This window comes from Pseudomonas sp. (assembly GCF_050739655.1).
In the GTDB taxonomy this organism is placed as follows: Bacteria; Pseudomonadota; Gammaproteobacteria; order Pseudomonadales; family Pseudomonadaceae; genus Aquipseudomonas.
Genome location: NZ_JBOIBY010000646.1, coordinates 1 through 18,139, shown reverse-complemented (window position 1 = coordinate 18,139; position 18,139 = coordinate 1). Strand labels below are relative to the sequence as shown.

Genomic DNA, 18,139 nt, shown 5'->3' with positions numbered 1-18,139 from the left:
GTCGATCAAGGTGCCCGAACCTGGTTCGTCAGTAACGGTGGTGTTCAACGGATCATGTGTCAGCGTCAGTTGTTTGTAATTTTCTGCACCGCTGACGGTTTCGATTTGGTTGACGATGGTCGGCTTCCCGCCCATCAGGATGTCGTCCGGGGCGGTGATGGTGGACGAGCCAGACGCCATGTTGCCCGGTACTTTGATGACGGTGTTGTCGGACAGCTTGAAGAACAGGTCGCCATGGCTGCTGATGGCGATGCCGTCTTTGTTGGACAGGGTCACGGTGTAAGTGATCTGACCGCCTTCAGCCACGGTGGTTTTATCCACCGTGAGGGTTGCGACCACTTCGCTGATAGGGGCTGGCGGGTAAACGGTGACCGGGATCGTCGCGACACTTTGCGCCGAGCCGCCAAGGGATTCGGTGGAAGTCGAGGTGACGGTCAGGTTGAATTGGCCGTTGTAGTTCGCAGGCGGGGTCACGGTCAGGGAGGTGAGGTTCCAACCGGTAACGTTGGCTTCGCCGCTGGTCGCGGTGATATCTAAGCGGTGTCCCGCGCCATCGCTGAGCACCGATCCCACCGGTGCGCCGCTGATCTTTATGCTCAGGCGTTCGGAGCCGTCGGTGTCGGTCAGCGCCGTGGTGATTGCGGACAGATGAACGCTGGTCCCTTGCGCGCCTTCGTTGAGTTTGTAGCCGTCGTAATAGCCTTCGCCATTGCTGCCGTGCAGGTCGGAAACCGTCAAGCCGGAAGCCGCCAGATCTGCTACGCCGGTGTACAGCGGCACGCCAGCGCTGCTCAGGTCGATTGCCGGACTGCCGTTTACTGACAGATTGACGTCATAGTTGCCCGGGCCATCCTGGTTGTGGTGGTAAATGTCGAGGGTGTAGTAGCCACTGGTGCTCGGCTTGAACGTACCGTTCAAGTTGGCACCCGCGCCCCACGTTGTGGCTGCGACGTTTTTGCCACCAATGGTCACCAGCAGGCTGTCATCACCAGTGCCGCTGAACGTGTAGGTCTTGCCGGCTTCAAGGTAGATCAGGCCGGAGGTTTTCGATGCGGTGCCAGCGGCGATATCGCCATTGGACTGCACGTTGGTCACTGTGCCTTTGGAGTTCGCAGTGCCAGCGGCATCAATCACCGATTTCAGCGTGTCGGTTGGCGCGCCGCTGCCGTTGGTGCCCAGGCCGGCCAAGCCGGTCCAGACTTCCTTGATTAAGCCCGTCGAAGTTACGTTGTTGTCGGCGATGTTCAGCGTTGGTGCATCAGCTACCGGGGTGATGTCGACTTTCAAGGTCGCTTCATTACCTTGGTTGAACCCGTCGGTAGGCGTGAACTTGATCTGCGCATAATCCGCCAACTTGTTGCCGATACCCGAACCGCCGTAACCGTTAGTACCCGATTCGTTGGTGACCGGCACAAAGGTCAGTTTGCCCAGCGCTATATCCGCCTGGCTGATGGTCTGGCCCAGAGTGACCTGCACACCGTTGAACAGCAGGGTGCCACCACCCGCTACCTGGTTGATGGTGATACCCAGCGGGCTGTCATTATCGACGTCGATGACCTTGAAGTCGTTCCAGGTCAGGGTGATGGTCGAATCTTCAAGACCGGTGACGGCGCCGCCAGCGGCCAATGGTGCATGGTCGTTGTCGATGATGTACGTGGTGACATCATTGTTGGCCCAGTCGATAACCAGGTTTTCGAAGTTACCGCCGCTGGCCGAGTCGATGGTGATCTTGAAGTTCTCGGTACCTTCGACCAGCTTGTCATTGATGGTGTTGATATCGAAACCGACGCTTTTGCTGTTGGCCGGGATCGTGACGGTGACTACACCGGAGTAGTCCACGCCATTGGACGCGGTGCCGCTATATCTCAGGGTGACTGTCACGTCGGTCTGAGCCGTGTTGCTCAGGCTCAAGGTGTAGTGGGCGGCCTGGCCTTCGCTCACCAACCAATCGCCACTGATGCCAACGGTGGTCGGGTCGCGCATGCCCACCGGCTCATCGGTGATCGTGGTGGTCAGCGTGGTGTCGCTCAGGGTCAGTTTTTCGAAGTTCCCGGCGCCCGTCACCGATTCCAGCTTGTTCACCAGCGACGGCTGGTCGCCGAGGTAAACGTTGTCCTTGGTGAACACGATCGCGGAACCGCTGGTGCTGTACGCCGGCACGTAGATGAGGGTGCCGTCGGTCAGCTTGAAAGTCAGCGGCTGGTGATTGCCGATTTCGATCCCGTCTTTGTTGGTCAGGGTCACGGTGTAGGTAACCCGATCGCCTTCGGTGACGGTGGTTTTATCCACGGAGAGCTTAGCGATGACTTCGCTGGTGGTGTCGGTGATCGCTACGGTGCCCGGCGTGGTACTGATCACCAGGTTTTCGAAGGTCTTGCCGGTAACGGTCGCAGAGCGGACAGTCAAGCTCAGGGTGCTTGAGTCTTTGTAAACATCCTCACCTTGAATCGGCGCGGTGTAGATCGCCTGGGTCTTGCCGGCCTCGATGGTGACCGTGCCGCCATTGCTCAATCTTACGTTGAGATTGTCGCTCAGCGCCTGATTGATCTTGACGGTGAAGGCGGCGCCGACGTTTTCGAAGACGCCGCCGTTGCCTTCGATGCTCACAGTGATCAGGTCACCTTGATGCAAAGGCTCGTCGGTGACCCTGGTGGTCAATGTGGTGTCGCTCAGGGTCAGTTTTTCGAAGTTCTCGGCGCCCGTCACCGATACCAGTTTGTTGACCAGCGACGGCTGGCCACCGGTGTACACGTCATCTTTGGCGAACACGATCGCGGAACCGCTGATGGCGTTGGCCGGTACGTTGACGAAGGTGCCGTCGGTCAATTTGAAGGTCAGCGCCTCGTGGTTTCCGATGGCGATCCCGTCTTTGTTGGTCAGGGTCACGGTGTAGGTGACTGGGCCGCCTTCGGCGACGGTGGTTTTATCCACGGTCAATGTGGCGATGACCTCGCTGGAAGTGTCGGAGGTATTCACCGTGACCGCAGTGTTGTCGATCACCAGGTTTTCGAAGGTCTTGCCGACCACTTCCGCCCCGGTGATGTGCACAGTCTCGGAGGACGGGTCTTTGTAGACGTCTTCGGCGTTGGTCTCGCCGGTGTAGATCGCTCTGGTTTCACCGGCGTTGATGACCACGGTCTTGCCGTTGTTCAGGGTGACGGTGAGGTCATCGGCCAGGATACGGTTGATGGTGACGGTGAAGGTCGCAGCATGGCCTTCGGTGACATCACCGTTGGCAGCAATGCTGACGGTGACCTTGTTGGCGTCACCGTTAGGTTCGTCGCTGATGGTGACGCTGGTCTTGTCTGAACCGAGGACCAGGTTTTCATAGTTGTTGGTGCCGGAGGCGCCGGTCAGTTGATTGTCGATGACCACAGGCTGATCAACGTACAGGTTGTTTGGCACCTGCACGGTGGTGCTGCCGCTGATTTGGTTGGCCTCGATCCTGATCACGGTGTGGTCGGTCAAGGTAAAGGTCAGGCCACCGTGGTTGTTGACCGGCATGCCATTGGCGTTAGTCAGGGTCACCGTGTAGGTGATCTGGCCGCCTTCGGTAACGCTGGAGTTATCCACCGTCAGTTTGGCCACGACGTCGTTGGTGGTGTCGGTGACGTTTGTCACGGCCGGCACATTGCTTGTCACGAGGTGTTCGAAGTTGCCACCGATAGCGGATTTGATCGTGGCCTGAACGGTGCCGGCGTCTTTGTAAACGTCGTCGGCCGGGGCTGGAACGGTCACGGAGCCGAAGGTTTTACCGGCGCCGATGATGATCATGGCGCCGTTGCTCAACGTCACGAGCATGGGGAGGCCGGCGGCATTGGTCAGGGTTGCGGTGTAGGTGATCGAACCACCTTCCGCCACGGTCCCGGTCGCGCTGAGCGTCAGGTTGGTGGTGTCGACGGTGTCCGTTACCACGGTCAAGACCGGGAACTTGTTGGCAACCAGATTCTCGTAATTGCCGCCACTGACGCCGGTGATCGAGTTGAGCAGCGGAACATGGCCATTCAACGCGTCGTTTGTCGCGGTGGTGGTCACGGTGCCAAAGGTTTTGCCGACTTCGATGGTGATCGACTGACCATTGGCCAGGGTCACGACCACCGGTGCACCGGTCACTGGAGCGCCTACGGTGGCGGTGTAGGTGACAGTGCCACCTTCGGCCACGACGCCGGTTGCCGTCAGTTTGACGAGGGTGGTGTTGATGGTGTCGGTGACGTTGGTGACGGCCGGATCGATGCTTGGCACCAGGCTTTCGAAGTTGCCGCCGGAAGCATCCTTGATGGTGACTTCGACTTTGCCGGCGTCCTTGTAGACGTCATCGGCAGGCGCCTTGACGCTCACGGAACCGACAGTTGCGCCAGCCGCAATATTAATCACGGCGTTGTTGCTCAAAGTCACGGTCACCGCGGTGCCAGCTGGATTGCTCAGGGTGGCGGTGTAGATGATCGAGCCGCCCTCAGCCACAGTTTCGGTCGCGCTGAGCGTCAGATTGGTGGTGTCGACGGTATCGGTGATGGTGGTCGAAACCGGCGTCTTGTCGGCCACCAGTTCCTCGTAATTACCGCCGCTGACGCCGGTGATCGAGTTGGTCAGCGGAAGATGGCCATTCAACACATCGTTCGGCGCGGTGGTGGTCACGGTGCCAAAGGTTTTGCCGACTTCGATGGTGATCGAGTCACCATTGGCCAAAGTCACGACCACCGGTGAGCCGGTCACTTTGGCACCAACGGTTGCGGTGTAGGTGACGGTGCCACCTTCGGCCACAGAATCGGTCGCCGTCAGTTTCACGGTAGAGGTGTTGATGGTGTCGTTGACCTGGGTGACGGCCGGCTCGGTGCTTGTCACCAGATGTTCGAAGTTGCCACCGATAGCGGATTTGATCGTGGCCTGAACGGTGCCGGCGTCTTTGTAAACGTCATCGGCTGGCGCTGGAACGGTCACGGAGCCGAAGGTTTTACCGGCGCCGATGATGATCATGGCGCCGTTGCTCAACGTCACGAGCATAGGCAGGCCGGCGGCGTTGGTCAGGGTCGCGGTGTAGGTGATCGAACCGCCTTCAGACACGGTCTCGGTCGCGCTGAGCGTCAGGTTGGTGGTGTCGATGGTGTCCATTACGACGGTCAAGACCGGGAATTTGTTGGCAACCAGATTCTCGTAGTTGCCACCGCTGACGTCGGTGATCGAGTTGAGCAGCGGAACATGGCCATTCAACGCGTTGTTCGTCACGGTGGTGGTCACGATGCCAGAGGTTTTGCCGACTTCGATGGTGATCGACTGACCATTGGCCAGGGTCACGATCACCGGAGCACCGGTCACTGGAGCACCTACGGTGGCGGTGTAGGTGACGGTGCCACCTTCGGCCACGACGCCGGTTGCCGTCAGTTTGACGAGGGTGGTGTTGATGGTATCGGTGACGTTGGTGACGGCCGGATCGATGCTTGGCACCAGGCTTTCGAAGTTGCCGCCGGAAGCATCCTTAATGGTGACTTCGACTTTGCCAGCGTCCTTGTAGACGTCATCGGCAGGCGCCTTGACGCTCACGGAACCGACAGTTGCGCCAGCCGCAATCGTAATCACGGCGTTGTTGCTCAACGTCACGGTCACCGCAGTACCGGCCGGATTGCTCAGGGTGGCGGTGTAGATGATCGAGCCGCCCTCGGCCACAGTTTCAGTCGCGCTGAGCGTCAGATTGGTAGTGTCGACGGTATCGGTGACGGTGGTCGAAACCGGCGTCTTGTCGGCAACCAGTTCCTCGTAATTACCGCCGCTCACGCCGGTGATCGAGTTGGTCAGCGGAACATGGCCATTCAACACATCGTTCGGCGCGGTGGTGGTCACGGTGCCAAAGGTTTTGCCGACTTCGATGGTGATCGACTGACCATTGGCCAGGGTCACGACCACCGGCGAACCGGTCACTTCGGCACCGACGGTGGCGGTGTAGGTGACAGTGTCACCTTCGGCCACAGAATCGGTCGCCGTCAGTGTCACGGTGGAGGTGTTGTTGGTGTCGTTGACCTGGGTGACGGCCGGCTCGGTACTTGGCACCAGATTTTCGAAGTTGCCACCGGATGCATCCTTGATGGTGACTTCGACTTTGCCGGCGTCCTTGTACACATCATCGGTTGGCGCCGGAACAGTGACTGTGCCAGTTGTCTTGCCCGCCTCGATGGTGATCACGGCGTTGTTCGACAGGGTCACGGTCACTGCCGTGCCAGCCGGATTGGACAGGGTCGCGGTGTAGACGATCGAACCGCCCTCGGCCACGGTCCCCGTCGCACTGAGCGTCAGGTTGGTGGTGTCGGCGGAGTCGGTGACGGTGGTCACGGCCGGCTCGGTGCTCGGCACCAGGTTCTCGAAGTTGCCGCCGGTAGCCCCGGTAATCGAGGTGCTGATGGTGCCGCCATTGTTGTAGACATCGTTGGCCGCTGTCGGCACATCGACGCTACCGCTGGTCTTGCCGGCTTCAATAGTAATGGTCGAGCCGTTGGACAGGGTGACGGTCACCGCTGTCTGCGCCGGGTTGGTCAGGGTCGCGATATAGGTGATTTGACCACCCTCGACGACGCTGCCAGTTGCGGTCAGGGTCAAGCCTGTCGTGTCGATCGAGTCACGAATGATGGTCTGGGCCGGGGTCGGGTTGGTCACCAGGTTTTCAAAGTTGCCGCCGCTGGTACCGGTAATGGTCGTGGAAACGGTGCTGCCGTTGTTATAGACGTCATTGACCGCCGTCGGCACGTTGACACTGCCGCTGGTCTGGCCAGCGGCGATGGTGATCGTCGAACCGTTGGACAGCGTGACGGTGACCGGCGTTTGCGCCGCATTGGTCAGGGTCGCGGTGTAGGTGATCTGGCCACCTTCGGTGACGCTGTTGCCGGCCGTCAGGGTGACCGTGGTGGTGTCGATGGTATCGGTGACCTGGGTCACGGCCGGGGTGGTCGGTGGCGTCACGATGATGCCATTGCCGCCAGAGGTTCCGGTGACGGTCACGTCAATCTGGGTCGGATCGTTGTAAACACTGTCGTTCGGCGCCATCGGCACGTTCACGGTGCCGGTGGTCGAACCTGCGGGAATCACGATGACCGCGCCGTTGGACAAGGTAATGGTCAAGGCACTCAGCGGCGCCTGGGTCAGGGTCGCTGTGTAAACCAGTATGCCGCCAGCTTCAGTGATGGTTGGCGTAGCGCTGAGGCTGAGAGTCGACTCACGCAGGACGAGTGTGTTGGTGTTCTGGTCGCCAGGAATGTCCTGGGCGTTTTGACCCGCCGAGTTGATGCCCTCGGTCGGGAAGCCGATGGTCGGATCGACGCGGCCAGCGGTAGCGTCGAGCATGACGAAACTGTGACCACCGCCAGCGGCGCCGCCACCGGAGCCTGCGGCAGCCGGGCCGGCGGCCGTGGCTTCAAGGTCTTTCGTCGGGTCAGCACCGGCAGCGATGGCTTGCTGCAGTTCTTCTACCGATGGCGCGGCCTGCTCGGTGGCTGCTTTCAAGTCAGTGCTGGAGTCCGGGGTGTCAGCACTCCACTGGGTGTCACGGCCCAGGTCGAGGGTGCGGCCATCGGCCAGTTCCAGAGACACGGCACCCGAGAGGCCAGTATCGATCTGATCGCCGACAGACAGTTTGTCGCCTTCAACGAGAACGCGGCGGATGCCCTCAGGGGACACCACGAAAACCTGGCCAACAATGCTTTTGACGATGGCAACAACACTGCTCATTCAAGACTCTCCGGGGTGTCGCGTTCAGTTGACTTCCATCGACCTGATGGCCTCTGCGCCAATTCAGTCTGGACGTACATTTCAAAATGGGTACACAAGATTTGACGCTTTAGTTCGTCAATAAATTGGCTAGAATTTTTCGCTATTAACTATATGCCAAACTATTGACCTTCTAAGAGCCATCCTAAACAATCGTCCCAGTAATGTCACATTGATATTTACGCGGTGACCTATGTGATCCAGTTCCGCTTTTGGACATTCCGACATACGGTCATTTCGCTGCCATCTTCCGCCATAGCGCGTCCTTTCGCTGTGATTCAAGACAAGAAGTTCCGGGAAATTCCTACCATGCGTCCGCCTCTGTTCATGGCTATACCCTTCGCCCTCGCCGCGTCTTTCGTTCAAGCACAATCCTTACCCCAAGCCATGCAACAGGCGCTGGATGTCCATCCGGAAATCCAGGCAGGTGTTAACAGTCGATTGGCGGCGGATTATCAGCTAAAGGCTGCGCAAGGGGGATACCTGCCACGTGTTGACCTGCTGGGCGGTTATGGTCGTGAAGGCACCGACAGCGTCACCACGCGCGGTGCTGGCAACAACAATCATTGGGAAACCCTGAACCGCGGTGAGTCGAGTCTTCGCGTGACGCAAATGGTGTTTGATGGTTTTGCCACGTCCAGCGAAGTAGGCCGTCAACAAGCCACCGTCAACTCCCGCGCTTACTCACTGCTGGGAACCTCCGAGCGTACCGGGTTGACCGTGGCCCAGGTTTATCTTGACGTTTTGACCCGCCGTGAGTTCGTGCGTCTGGCCGAGGACAACCTCAAGAACCATCAACGTACTTACGACCAGATCCAGTTGCGCACCCAGCGAGGCGTCGGCAGTGGCGCAGACCTCGACCAGGCCGAGGCGCGGATGGCCCAGGCGCGTAACAACCTGATAACCGAACAGACCAACCTGGCCGACGCCGAAACCAACTACCTCTCCGTTGTGGGTCAGATGCCCGATCAACTGGAGCGTCCGCCGAGCTTCATGGCGCTCCTGCCGGCGAATCTGAATGAAGCCCGTGCGCAGATGGTGGAAAACAGCCCGATCCTGCGTTCGGCCGAATCCGATATCGCCGCGGCCGAGAAGCAGTACGACACGGCCAAGTCGACGTTTTACCCACGTTTCGATGCGGAACTGGGCCGTACCGCCGACAACAATCTTGATGGTGAGAACGGCCACAACAACGAATGGCAGGCCATGCTGCGCATGCGCTTCAACCTGTATGCCGGCGGCAGTAACAAGGCCGATCTGGAGTCCAAGGCCTACCTGTCGAACCAGGCGCTGGATATCCGTAACAACGCCCTGCGCCAATTGAATGAAGAACTGGGTCTGGCCTGGAACGCCCTGAACAATGCCAACGCGCAGGTGCCGATCGCCCAGCAGTACGTCGATCACAGTACCGCCGTACGTACCGCCTATCAGCGTCAGTTCAGCCTTGGCGAGCGGACCCTGCTTGATTTGCTCGACAGTGAGAACGAATTGTTCAATGCCTCTCGCCGTTTGGCGGAGATCAAAAACATTCAGTTATTTACTCAATATCGAATCAAGGCGACCATGGGCGAGTTGCTCAAGAGCCAGGGAGTGGTCGCACCGTTGGCATCCGTTGTGCAGAACGACGTGAAACCGAAGGTCCAACTGCCCGGCTTGAATTGAGCAGGACCTTTTCGTTCATTTGTTAGCCAAGAGTGCCGAGCGTGGAATCAGAAGTCAATCGGGTACAGCTCATCCATGATCCACGCGCGTTGCATGACGATCCTTTGCTGGATGGCCTGCTCGCTCTTTGCACCCTGCATCAAAAGCCCGCCAGCGCGGCGATGCTGACCACGGGCCTGCCATTACCCAAGCAGCGCCTGAGCGTGGAGTTGCTGCCGCGCGCAGCCGCTCGCGCTGGTTTGCAAGGGCGGGTGCTGGTGCGCAAGCTGGAGCAGATTCCGGCGATTGCGATGCCAGCCCTGTTGCTGCTCAAGGAAGGTCGCAGTGCGGTGTTGCTTGGTTGGGAAGGCGACGGTCAGGCTCGGTTGCTGCTCAGTGAAAGCGACGGCGGCGAAAGCCTTGTCAGTCGCGAGCTGCTGAACGACGACTACAGCGGCAAGGCGTTCTTCGCTCAACCCCAGCATAAATTCGACGTCAACCACGGCACGCTGATCCCGCGCGCGCGCTCGTGGTTCCGCGACACCCTCATGCGCTCGCGCTGGCTCTACGCCGATGCCATCGCCGCCAGTTTCCTGATCAACATCATCGCCATGGCCGCGCCGCTGTTCGTGATGAACGTCTACGATCGCGTGGTGCCGAACCAGGCCGAATCGACCCTTTGGGTATTGGCCATCGGCATCACCGGCGCCTACCTGTTCGACCTGATCCTCAAGAGCCTGCGCAGTCTGTGTCTGGACCTGGCCGGCAAGAAAACCGACCTGATCATCTCGGCGACGTTGTTTGAACGTATCGTCGGCATGGCCATGAAGTACCGCCCGGCCCGGGTTGGCAGCTTTGCCCAGAACATCCATGAATTTCAGAGCCTGCGCGATTTCCTTGCTTCCCTGACCCTGACCAGCCTGATCGACCTGCCGTTCACGCTGCTGATCTTCATCGTCATCGCTATTATCGGCGGCCATCTGGTCTGGATTCCGGTGCTGGCTTTCCCGATTGCCTTGCTGATCGGCTACGCCTTGCAGAAACCGCTGGTGGCAACCATGGAACGCACCATGGCCCTGGGTGCCGAGCGCCAGTCGAGCCTGATCGAAACCCTGGCGGGTCTTGATGCGGTGAAGGTCAATAACGCCGAAAGCGAGCGTCAGTATCAGTGGGAGCAGACCATCGGCACCCTCAGTCGCCTTGAGTTGCGGGTGAAAATGCTGTCTGGCCTGGCGATGAACATCACCTTGCTGATCCAGCAACTGGCCGGGGTGATCATGATCGTCTTTGGCGTTTACCAGATCATTGCCGGCAACCTGAGCATGGGTGGCCTGATTGCCTGCTACATGCTCAGCGGTCGCGCGCTCAGCCCGCTGGCCTCGTTGTCCGGCCTGCTGACCCGCTACCAGCAGGCGCGCGTCACCATGACGTCGGTCGATCAGATGATGGAGCTGCCCCAGGAGCGCAATTTCGAAGAGCGCCCCCTGAGCCGCAAGGTGCTGCAAGGCGCCATCGAATGTCGCCAGCTGAACTTTACCTACCCGGGCCAGCAAAACCCTGCGCTCAAGAACATCAACCTCACCATCAAGCCCGGCGAGAAAATCGGCATCATCGGCCGCAGCGGCTCGGGCAAAAGCTCCCTGGCCAAGCTGGTCGTGGGCCTCTACCAGCCGGACGATGGCGCATTGTTGGTGGACGGCGTCGACATCCGCCAGATCGACGTCAGCGAGTTGCGCCACAACATCGGCTACGTGCCGCAGGACATCCAGCTACTGGCCGGGACACTGCGTGACAACCTGGTGTCGGGTGCTCGCTACGTGGAAGACGAAATGGTCCTGCAAGCCGCCGAACTGGCCGGCGTCCATGAGTTCGCCCGTTTGCACCCGCAAGGCTATGAATTACAGGTCGGCGAGCGTGGGCAGAATCTGTCCGGTGGCCAGCGCCAGAACGTTGCCCTGGCCCGCGCCCTGCTGCTCAACCCGCCGATCCTGCTGCTCGACGAACCGACCAGCGCCATGGATAACACCGGCGAAGAACGCCTCAAGCAACGCCTCGCTGCGGTGATTGAAAGCAAGACCGTGGTGCTGGTCACGCACCGTGCTTCATTGTTGTCGCTGGTCGATCGCCTGATCGTCATCGACCGTGGACAGATACTCGCCGATGGCCCGAAAGCCGTGGTGATGGAAGCATTGAAGAAGGGGCAGATCAGTGTTGCTTAAGTCCGGGGTCAAAGGCTCTATCCGCCGTTATTTCAAGGGTTCCGCTTCACTGAAGGATCAGCCCCTTCCCGAAGTCAATAAAGCCCTGATCGAAGATGCCCCGCGTGTGGTGCGGTTGACGATCTGGGCCATCATCGGGTTCTTCGTGTTCCTGATGCTCTGGGCCAATTTTGCGGTCATTGACGAAGTCACCAAGGGCGACGGCAAGGCGATTCCTTCGTCCAAGATCCAGAAAATCCAGAACCTGGAGGGCGGTATCGTCGCCGAGCTGTTCGTCAGTGAAGGGCAAATTGTCGAGGCCGGTGCGCCCCTGATTCGCCTGGACGATACGCGGTTCGCCTCCAATGTCGGAGAAACCGAGGCCGACCGGCTGTCGATGCTGCTGCGGGTAGAGCGCCTGAGTGCGGAAGTCGATGACCGCCCGCTGAATTTCCCGGTGGACGTGTTGAAGGCTGTGCCAGGGCAGGCCGCCAGTGAAGAATCCCTGTACATCAGCCGTCGTCAGCAACTGCACGATGAGATCGGTGGGTTGCAGGAACAGTTGATCCAGCGTCAGCAGGAACTGCGCGAATTCACCTCCAAACAGGCCCAATACCGCACGGCCCTGGGGTTGCAGCGTCAGGAAATCAACATGTCCGAACCGCTGGTGGCGCAGGGTGCCGTCTCGCCCGTGGAGGTCTTGCGACTCAAGCGCGCCGAGGTTGAAACCCGTGGGCAACTGGATGCCACCACCCTGGCGATCCCCCGTGCCGAGTCGGCGATCAAGGAAGTGGCGCGCAAAATCGATGAGACCCGTGGCAAGTTCCGCAGCGAAGCGCTGACCCAGCTCAATGAAGCGCGCACCGATCTGAACAAGGCCCAGGCCACGGGTAAGGCACTGGAAGATCGCGTCAGCCGGACGATGGTGACGTCGCCTGTACGGGGCATCGTCAACAAGCTGCTGGTCAATACCATTGGCGGTGTGATCCAGCCGGGCAGCGACCTGGTGGAAATCGTACCGCTGGACGACACCTTGCTGGTGGAAGCCAAGATTCGCCCGCAAGACATCGCCTTCCTGCACCCGGGGCAGGAAGCGACGGTGAAATTCACCGCCTATGACTACACCATCTATGGCGGGCTCAAAGCCAAGCTCGAACAGATCGGTGCCGACACCATCACCGACGAAGACAAGAAAACCACCTACTACGTCATCAAGCTGCGTACCGAGCGCAGTCACCTGGGAACGGATGAAAAGCCTCTGCTGATCATCCCGGGGATGGTGGCTTCGGTGGATATCATTACGGGCAAGAAGACCGTGCTCAGCTACCTGCTGAAGCCGATTATTCGGGCTCGGGCTGAAGCGTTGCACGAGCGGTAATGCTCGGGCGCGGTTGAGGGCCTCATCGCTGGCAAGCCAGCTCCCACAGGGTTCCGGGCGGAAAACAAAATCTGTGTTCGCCGCAGTCACTGTGGGAGCTGGCTTGCCAGCGATGGCGGCCTCAAGATGGCACACATCAAATGCCATATCGTTATTCGTTAACGGTATTTAAATTTCAATTCTTATATCTATAAAGTCACTCTCCTGCGTACCTGCCGACCAATCGGCGCGCCGCACGACACGAACCAACACGGGACCTCCGTGAGTTTCTGATCGACGCGCGCGCCCTTGAGCGTGCCGTGCGTGGGAGTGATTTATGTCTGCAGCTTCAGCATCGCCAAGCATCGCGCCACAATTTTTTGAGATCCGCCCGTTCAGCGGCGCAGTAGGCGCCGAAATCATCGGTCTGGATCTGTCCCGCCCGGTCAATGACCAAGACTTTGCCCGCATTCACCGCGCGCACCTGGACCATCACGTGGTGGTGTTCCGCGACCAGCGCATTACGCCCCCGCAGCAAGTCGATTTCAGCCGCCGCTTTGGCGTGTTGCAGATCCATGTGCTCAAGCAATTCCTGCTCGTCGGGCATCCGGAAATCCTCATCGTTTCCAACATCGTCGAAAACGGCCAGAACATCGGCCTGGGTGACGCCGGCAAGTTCTGGCATTCCGATCTGTCCTATAAAGAGCTGCCAAGCCTGGGCTCGATGCTGCATGCCCAGGAGTTGCCTTCCGAGGGCGGCGACACACTGTTCGCCGACATGCACAAAGCCTGGGACAACCTGCCCCAGGCGCTACGCAACGCTGTCGAAGGTCGCTCGGCCGCGCACTCCTATACGGCGCGCTACAGCGAAACCAAATTCGAAGGCAACTGGCGCCCGACCCTGACGCCGGAGCAGCTTGCCCAGGTTGCCGAGGTCATCCATCCCGTTGTGCGCACGCACCCGGAAAACGGCCGCAGGGCGCTGTTCGTCAGCGAAGGTTTCACCACCCGCATCGTTGGTCTGCCGCAAGACGAGAGCCAACAACTGCTCAGCGAGCTCTACGCCCACAGCGTGTTGCCGCAAAACATCTACCGCCATCAATGGCAGCCCCACGACCTGGTGTTCTGGGACAACCGCTCGCTGATCCATCTCGCCGCCGGATGCCCAAGCCATCTGCGCCGCAAGCTGTATCGCACCACCATTCAGGGCGACGCGCCTTTCTGATCTGTCGGAGATTTGATCATGTCCAAACGACTTCCATTTGCACCGTTGGCCGCCGCCATTGGCCTGGGTTTCAGCCTGATTGCCGGCAGCCTGGTGGCGCCGACCGTGGCCCATGCCGAAGGTGAAATCCGTATCGCCGAACAATTCGGCATCGTTTATCTGCTGCTCAATGTGGTGCGCGATCAGAACCTGATCGAGAAGTACGGCAAGCAGGAAGGCATCGACATCAAGGCCGACTGGACCCAGCTCTCGGGCGGCGCGGCGGTCAACGATGCGTTGCTCTCCGGTTCCATCGACATTGCCGGTGCCGGCGTCGGTCCATTGCTGACGATCTGGGATCGCACCCACGGCAAGCAGAACGTCAAGGCGGTGGCTTCCCTCGGTAACTTCCCGTACTACCTGGTGAGCAATAATCCGAAGGTAAAAACCATCGCGGATTTCACCGAAAAAGACCGTATCGCCGTGCCGGCCGTGGGTGTTTCCGTACAGTCGCGCTTCCTGCAATACGCCGCCGCCAAGCAGTGGGGCGACAAGGAATTCAACCGTCTCGACAAGTTCACCATTGCCGTGCCGCATCCCGATGCCACGGCAGCGCTGGTGGCCGGTGGAACCGAGCTGACCGGGCATTTCTCCAACCCACCGTTCCAGGACCAGGCCCTGGCCAACCCGAACGTCCACGTAGTGCTCAACACCTATGACCTGCTCGGACCGAATTCGCCGACCGTGCTGTTCGCCACCGAAAAATTCCGTAACGAGAATCCGAAAACCTACAAAGCCTTTATCGATGCGCTCACCGAAGCGGCCACCTTTGCCCAGAACGACAAGGGCGCTGCAGCGGACACCTATATCCGCGTCACCAAGGCCAAAATCGACCGCGCCGCATTGCTGAAAATCATCGACAACCCGCAGTTCGAGTTCAGTGTCACGCCGAAAAACACCTACCCGCTGGCCGAGTTCCTATACCGCGTCGGCGCGATCAAAAATAAACCAGACTCGTGGAAGGATTACTTCTTCCAGGACGCCAAGCCGCTGCAAGGGAGCTGACCGACATGAACGCCCCTTTGCAAGGCCACACGGTCAGCAAACCGATCGAAGCCGCCCAGGCGTTGCTGTCGGTCGATAACGTCAGCCTTGAATACCGCACGCCGCAGCGCGTCGTGCGGGCGACCCATCAAGTCAGTTTCGAGGTCGATCCCGCGGACCGTTTTGTCCTGCTCGGCCCCTCCGGTTGTGGCAAGTCGACATTGCTCAAGGCCGCTGCTGGATTCATCCAGCCCGTGGAGGGCGAAATCCGTCTGCAAGGCCAGCGCGTCGATGCGCCGGGGCCGGACCGGATTGTGGTGTTTCAGGAATTCGATCAGCTGCCGCCCTGGAAAACCGTCAAGCAGAACGTGATGTTTCCACTGTTGGCCTCCAAAACCCTCAAGCGCAAGGAAGCCGAAGAGCGAGCGTTGCAGTACCTGGAGAAGGTCGGTCTGGCGGCGTTTGCCGATGCCTATCCGCATACCTTGTCCGGTGGCATGAAGGCGCGGGTTGCGATTGCGCGGGCGCTGGCCATGCAGCCGAAAATCCTGCTGATGGACGAACCCTTCGCCGCGCTCGATGCGCTGACCCGCCGCAAGATGCAGGAAGAACTGTTGCTGCTCTGGGAGGAAGTGCGCTTCACGCTGTTGTTCGTCACCCACTCCATCGAAGAAGCATTGGTGGTGGGCAATCGCATCCTGTTGCTGTCACCACATCCGGGGCGAGTGCGGGCGGAAGTCCACAGCCATCAATACGGTTTGCACAGCCTCGGCGGTGTGGCGTTTCAGGAGTCGGCGCGGCGTATTCACAGGCTGTTGTTTGATGAAGGCCAGTCACCGGAAACCGAACGCGTACTGGATTTCACCGACATCCGCATTGCTTATTGAGCCAGTTGAGAGGAGGGCCCGATGAGCCATTTATCATCCCCGCGTGAAGAGTTCGAAACCGTTTTGCAGCCACTGACCAGCGTGCCGCTGGAACGCGAACTGCCGCTGGGCCAGCGCTTGTGGCAACAAGGCTGGCTGCGCAAAAGCCTGATCCTGATATTGCTCGCCGTGCTGTGGGAGGCCGTATCCCGGTATCAGAACAACGACCTGCTGCTGCCCGGTTTTGTGCAAACTTCTCAAGCGTTGTACGGCGGCCTGCTCAGCGGTGAGTTGCTGGGCAAGGTCTGGATTTCCCTGGTGGTTTTGCTCAAGGGTTACCTGATCGGCATTGTCCTGGCGTTTGCCCTGACCACCTTGGCGGTGTCCACGCAATTCGGTCGCGACCTGCTCAGCACGCTGACCTCAATGTTCAACCCGCTACCCGCCATTGCGCTGCTGCCGTTGGCGCTGCTGTGGTTCGGCTTGGGACAGAACAGCCTGATTTTCGTGCTGGTGCATTCGGTGCTGTGGGCCTTGGCGCTCAATACCTATGCCGGGTTTCTCGGCGTTTCAGAAACCCTGCGCATGGCCGGCCGCAACTATGGCCTCAAAGGCATGCGCTTCGTGCTGTTCATCCTGATCCCGGCGGCACTGCCGTCGATCCTCGCCGGGCTGAAAATCGGCTGGGCATTCGCCTGGCGCACACTGATCGCGGCTGAATTGGTGTTTGGTGCTACCAGCGGTAAAGGCGGGTTGGGGTGGTACATCTTTCAGAATCGCAACGAGCTTTACACCGATAAGGTGTTTGCCGGGTTGGCGGTGGTGATTCTCATTGGGTTGTTGGTGGAGAATCTGGTGTTTGATTCGCTGGAGCGGGTGACGGTAAAGCGGTGGGGGATGGTGCGGTGAGTCTGGCTCACCGCTTAAATGGGGCAGTGTTTAATTTCCACTACGAATGAGCGTGACGGGGCTGCTCGTTTTGCCTGTGTTAGCAGAAAAGTGACTGACGCCCGCAGTTCCAGAACCACCATTACTTCGAAGTTGTGAAGTTGACCGTGTTGTTCCAGATGGGTCTGGTTGCCGGGCTAGATGCGGACTGGAGTGGAGATTTGGGTATCGATTTGAGTAGAAGACGTGATTAGGCGGAGGTGACTGTTTAATTATTGGCGGTGGCGGTCCAAGTTTTTTAATAACCTCGGGATCAAATAGAAAATTGTCAGTGAAAACCTTCTTCGCGCTTTGAGCTGCACTCCGAGTAGCCCCCAATACCTGCGAGACACCGCTGCCGACGGTGTTCGCAGTTTTACTGACTATCCGAATAGCAACGTCGCCCACTCTGCCCGTCAATGACTGCACGAAACGAGAAAGCGCCCACACCGATTGCCCCGTAGGATCCGAATTCATCACCGGTTCCCCCTCGCAATACATGTACGCATTAAAACCACCCTTACCAAACGGGCTCAAACCGTCCGGGCTATGAAAATGCATCAACTGCGGGTTGTAAACGCGGTGGCCATTGCCCAACAAATACCATTCAGGTTTCGCCTCGCGCATTTCTCCATTGAACCCCAGTCGTGTCATGACCTCGCGCCGTGAAGATTGATGGCCGTAAGGTGAGTACGCAATGTGGTTGGGGTTGGTCGCGTCGATTTCCGCGAGAACCGAGTTTTTGAGGTCCACAGCCAGCAAGACTGTGCGTCGTTCGCTGCGGTCGTCTTGAATGACAGGTTTGGCTTGTCTCATGCCGGAATCTCTACGGAAGCGGGGCAGGCCCTAAGTTCTACTCGCTTAACGCACGATTGAGAACTATCAGAACTGATAGGTTCCTACGGCTAAAACCCTTCCCTGTAGGAGCAGAGCTTGCTCGCGAAAGCGGTGGATCTGTCGGCATCTTTGTTGAATGTGCTGACGTTTTCGCGGGCGAGCCTTAATGCCGGTCAGTTAAGGCATTTGTAGGAGCGAGCTTGCTCGCTAAAAATTTCAGGACGCCGCGTTCATTCAGAATTTCCGCGTTATCGTTAACGTTTTTCGCGAGCAAGCTCGCTCCTACAGTTGACCTTCATCGCTTAACTGACTGGCA

8 protein-coding genes and 2 pseudogenes are annotated in these 18,139 nt (G+C 59.1%); 7 read left to right on the top strand and 3 right to left on the bottom strand.

Annotated features, from left to right (window positions below; translation table 11 throughout):
* Nucleotides 1–39 precede the first annotated feature (39 nt).
* Nucleotides 40–1,965, bottom strand: a pseudogene (locus ACRESJ_RS30925) (immunoglobulin-like domain-containing protein); the annotation flags it as partial.
* Between the two features lie 42 nt (nucleotides 1,966–2,007).
* Nucleotides 2,008–7,710 (bottom strand): annotated as a pseudogene (locus ACRESJ_RS30920) (retention module-containing protein); the annotation flags it as partial.
* A gap of 348 nt (nucleotides 7,711–8,058) precedes the next feature.
* Here ACRESJ_RS30920 and ACRESJ_RS30915 point away from each other — a divergent pair.
* The 7 genes from ACRESJ_RS30915 (at nucleotide 8,059) to ACRESJ_RS30885 (ending at nucleotide 16,968) form a co-directional block, all read left to right on the top strand.
* Nucleotides 8,059–9,411 (top strand): TolC family outer membrane protein, encoded by a 1,353-nt coding sequence (locus ACRESJ_RS30915; RefSeq protein ID WP_431761296.1) that lies wholly within the window; start codon nucleotides 8,059–8,061, stop codon nucleotides 9,409–9,411.
* A gap of 41 nt (nucleotides 9,412–9,452) precedes the next feature.
* On the top strand, nucleotides 9,453–11,609 hold the full coding sequence (locus tag ACRESJ_RS30910) for a type I secretion system permease/ATPase (RefSeq protein WP_431761295.1): 2,157 nt from the start codon (nucleotides 9,453–9,455) through the stop codon (nucleotides 11,607–11,609).
* Nucleotides 11,599–12,966, top strand: a complete 1,368-nt coding sequence (locus ACRESJ_RS30905; RefSeq protein WP_431761294.1) for an HlyD family type I secretion periplasmic adaptor subunit — start codon at nucleotides 11,599–11,601, stop codon at nucleotides 12,964–12,966. The genes ACRESJ_RS30910 and ACRESJ_RS30905 overlap by 11 nt, the downstream gene beginning before the upstream one ends.
* Nucleotides 12,967–13,282: 316 nt before the next feature.
* Nucleotides 13,283–14,170, top strand: coding sequence for a TauD/TfdA dioxygenase family protein (locus ACRESJ_RS30900; RefSeq protein ID WP_431761293.1), 888 nt, complete (start codon nucleotides 13,283–13,285; stop codon nucleotides 14,168–14,170).
* Nucleotides 14,171–14,188: 18 nt separating this feature from the next.
* Nucleotides 14,189–15,214 carry an ABC transporter substrate-binding protein gene (locus ACRESJ_RS30895; RefSeq protein ID WP_431761292.1) on the top strand — a complete coding sequence of 342 codons (1,026 nt, stop codon included), beginning with the start codon at nucleotides 14,189–14,191 and terminating at the stop codon, nucleotides 15,212–15,214.
* Nucleotides 15,215–15,219: 5 nt separating this feature from the next.
* Complete coding sequence (locus tag ACRESJ_RS30890) at nucleotides 15,220–16,080, top strand: ABC transporter ATP-binding protein (RefSeq protein WP_431761291.1); 861 nt, start codon at nucleotides 15,220–15,222, stop codon at nucleotides 16,078–16,080.
* 21 nt (nucleotides 16,081–16,101) lie between these two features.
* A complete protein-coding gene (locus tag ACRESJ_RS30885; RefSeq protein ID WP_431761290.1) occupies nucleotides 16,102–16,968 on the top strand; it encodes an ABC transporter permease in 867 nt (288 codons plus the stop codon).
* 30 nt (nucleotides 16,969–16,998) lie between these two features.
* Here the strand turns inward: ACRESJ_RS30885 and ACRESJ_RS30880 are convergent, their stop codons facing one another.
* Complete coding sequence (locus tag ACRESJ_RS30880) at nucleotides 16,999–17,802, bottom strand: RHS repeat-associated core domain-containing protein (RefSeq protein WP_431761289.1); 804 nt, start codon at nucleotides 17,800–17,802, stop codon at nucleotides 16,999–17,001.
* Nucleotides 17,803–18,139: the final 337 nt, after the last annotated feature.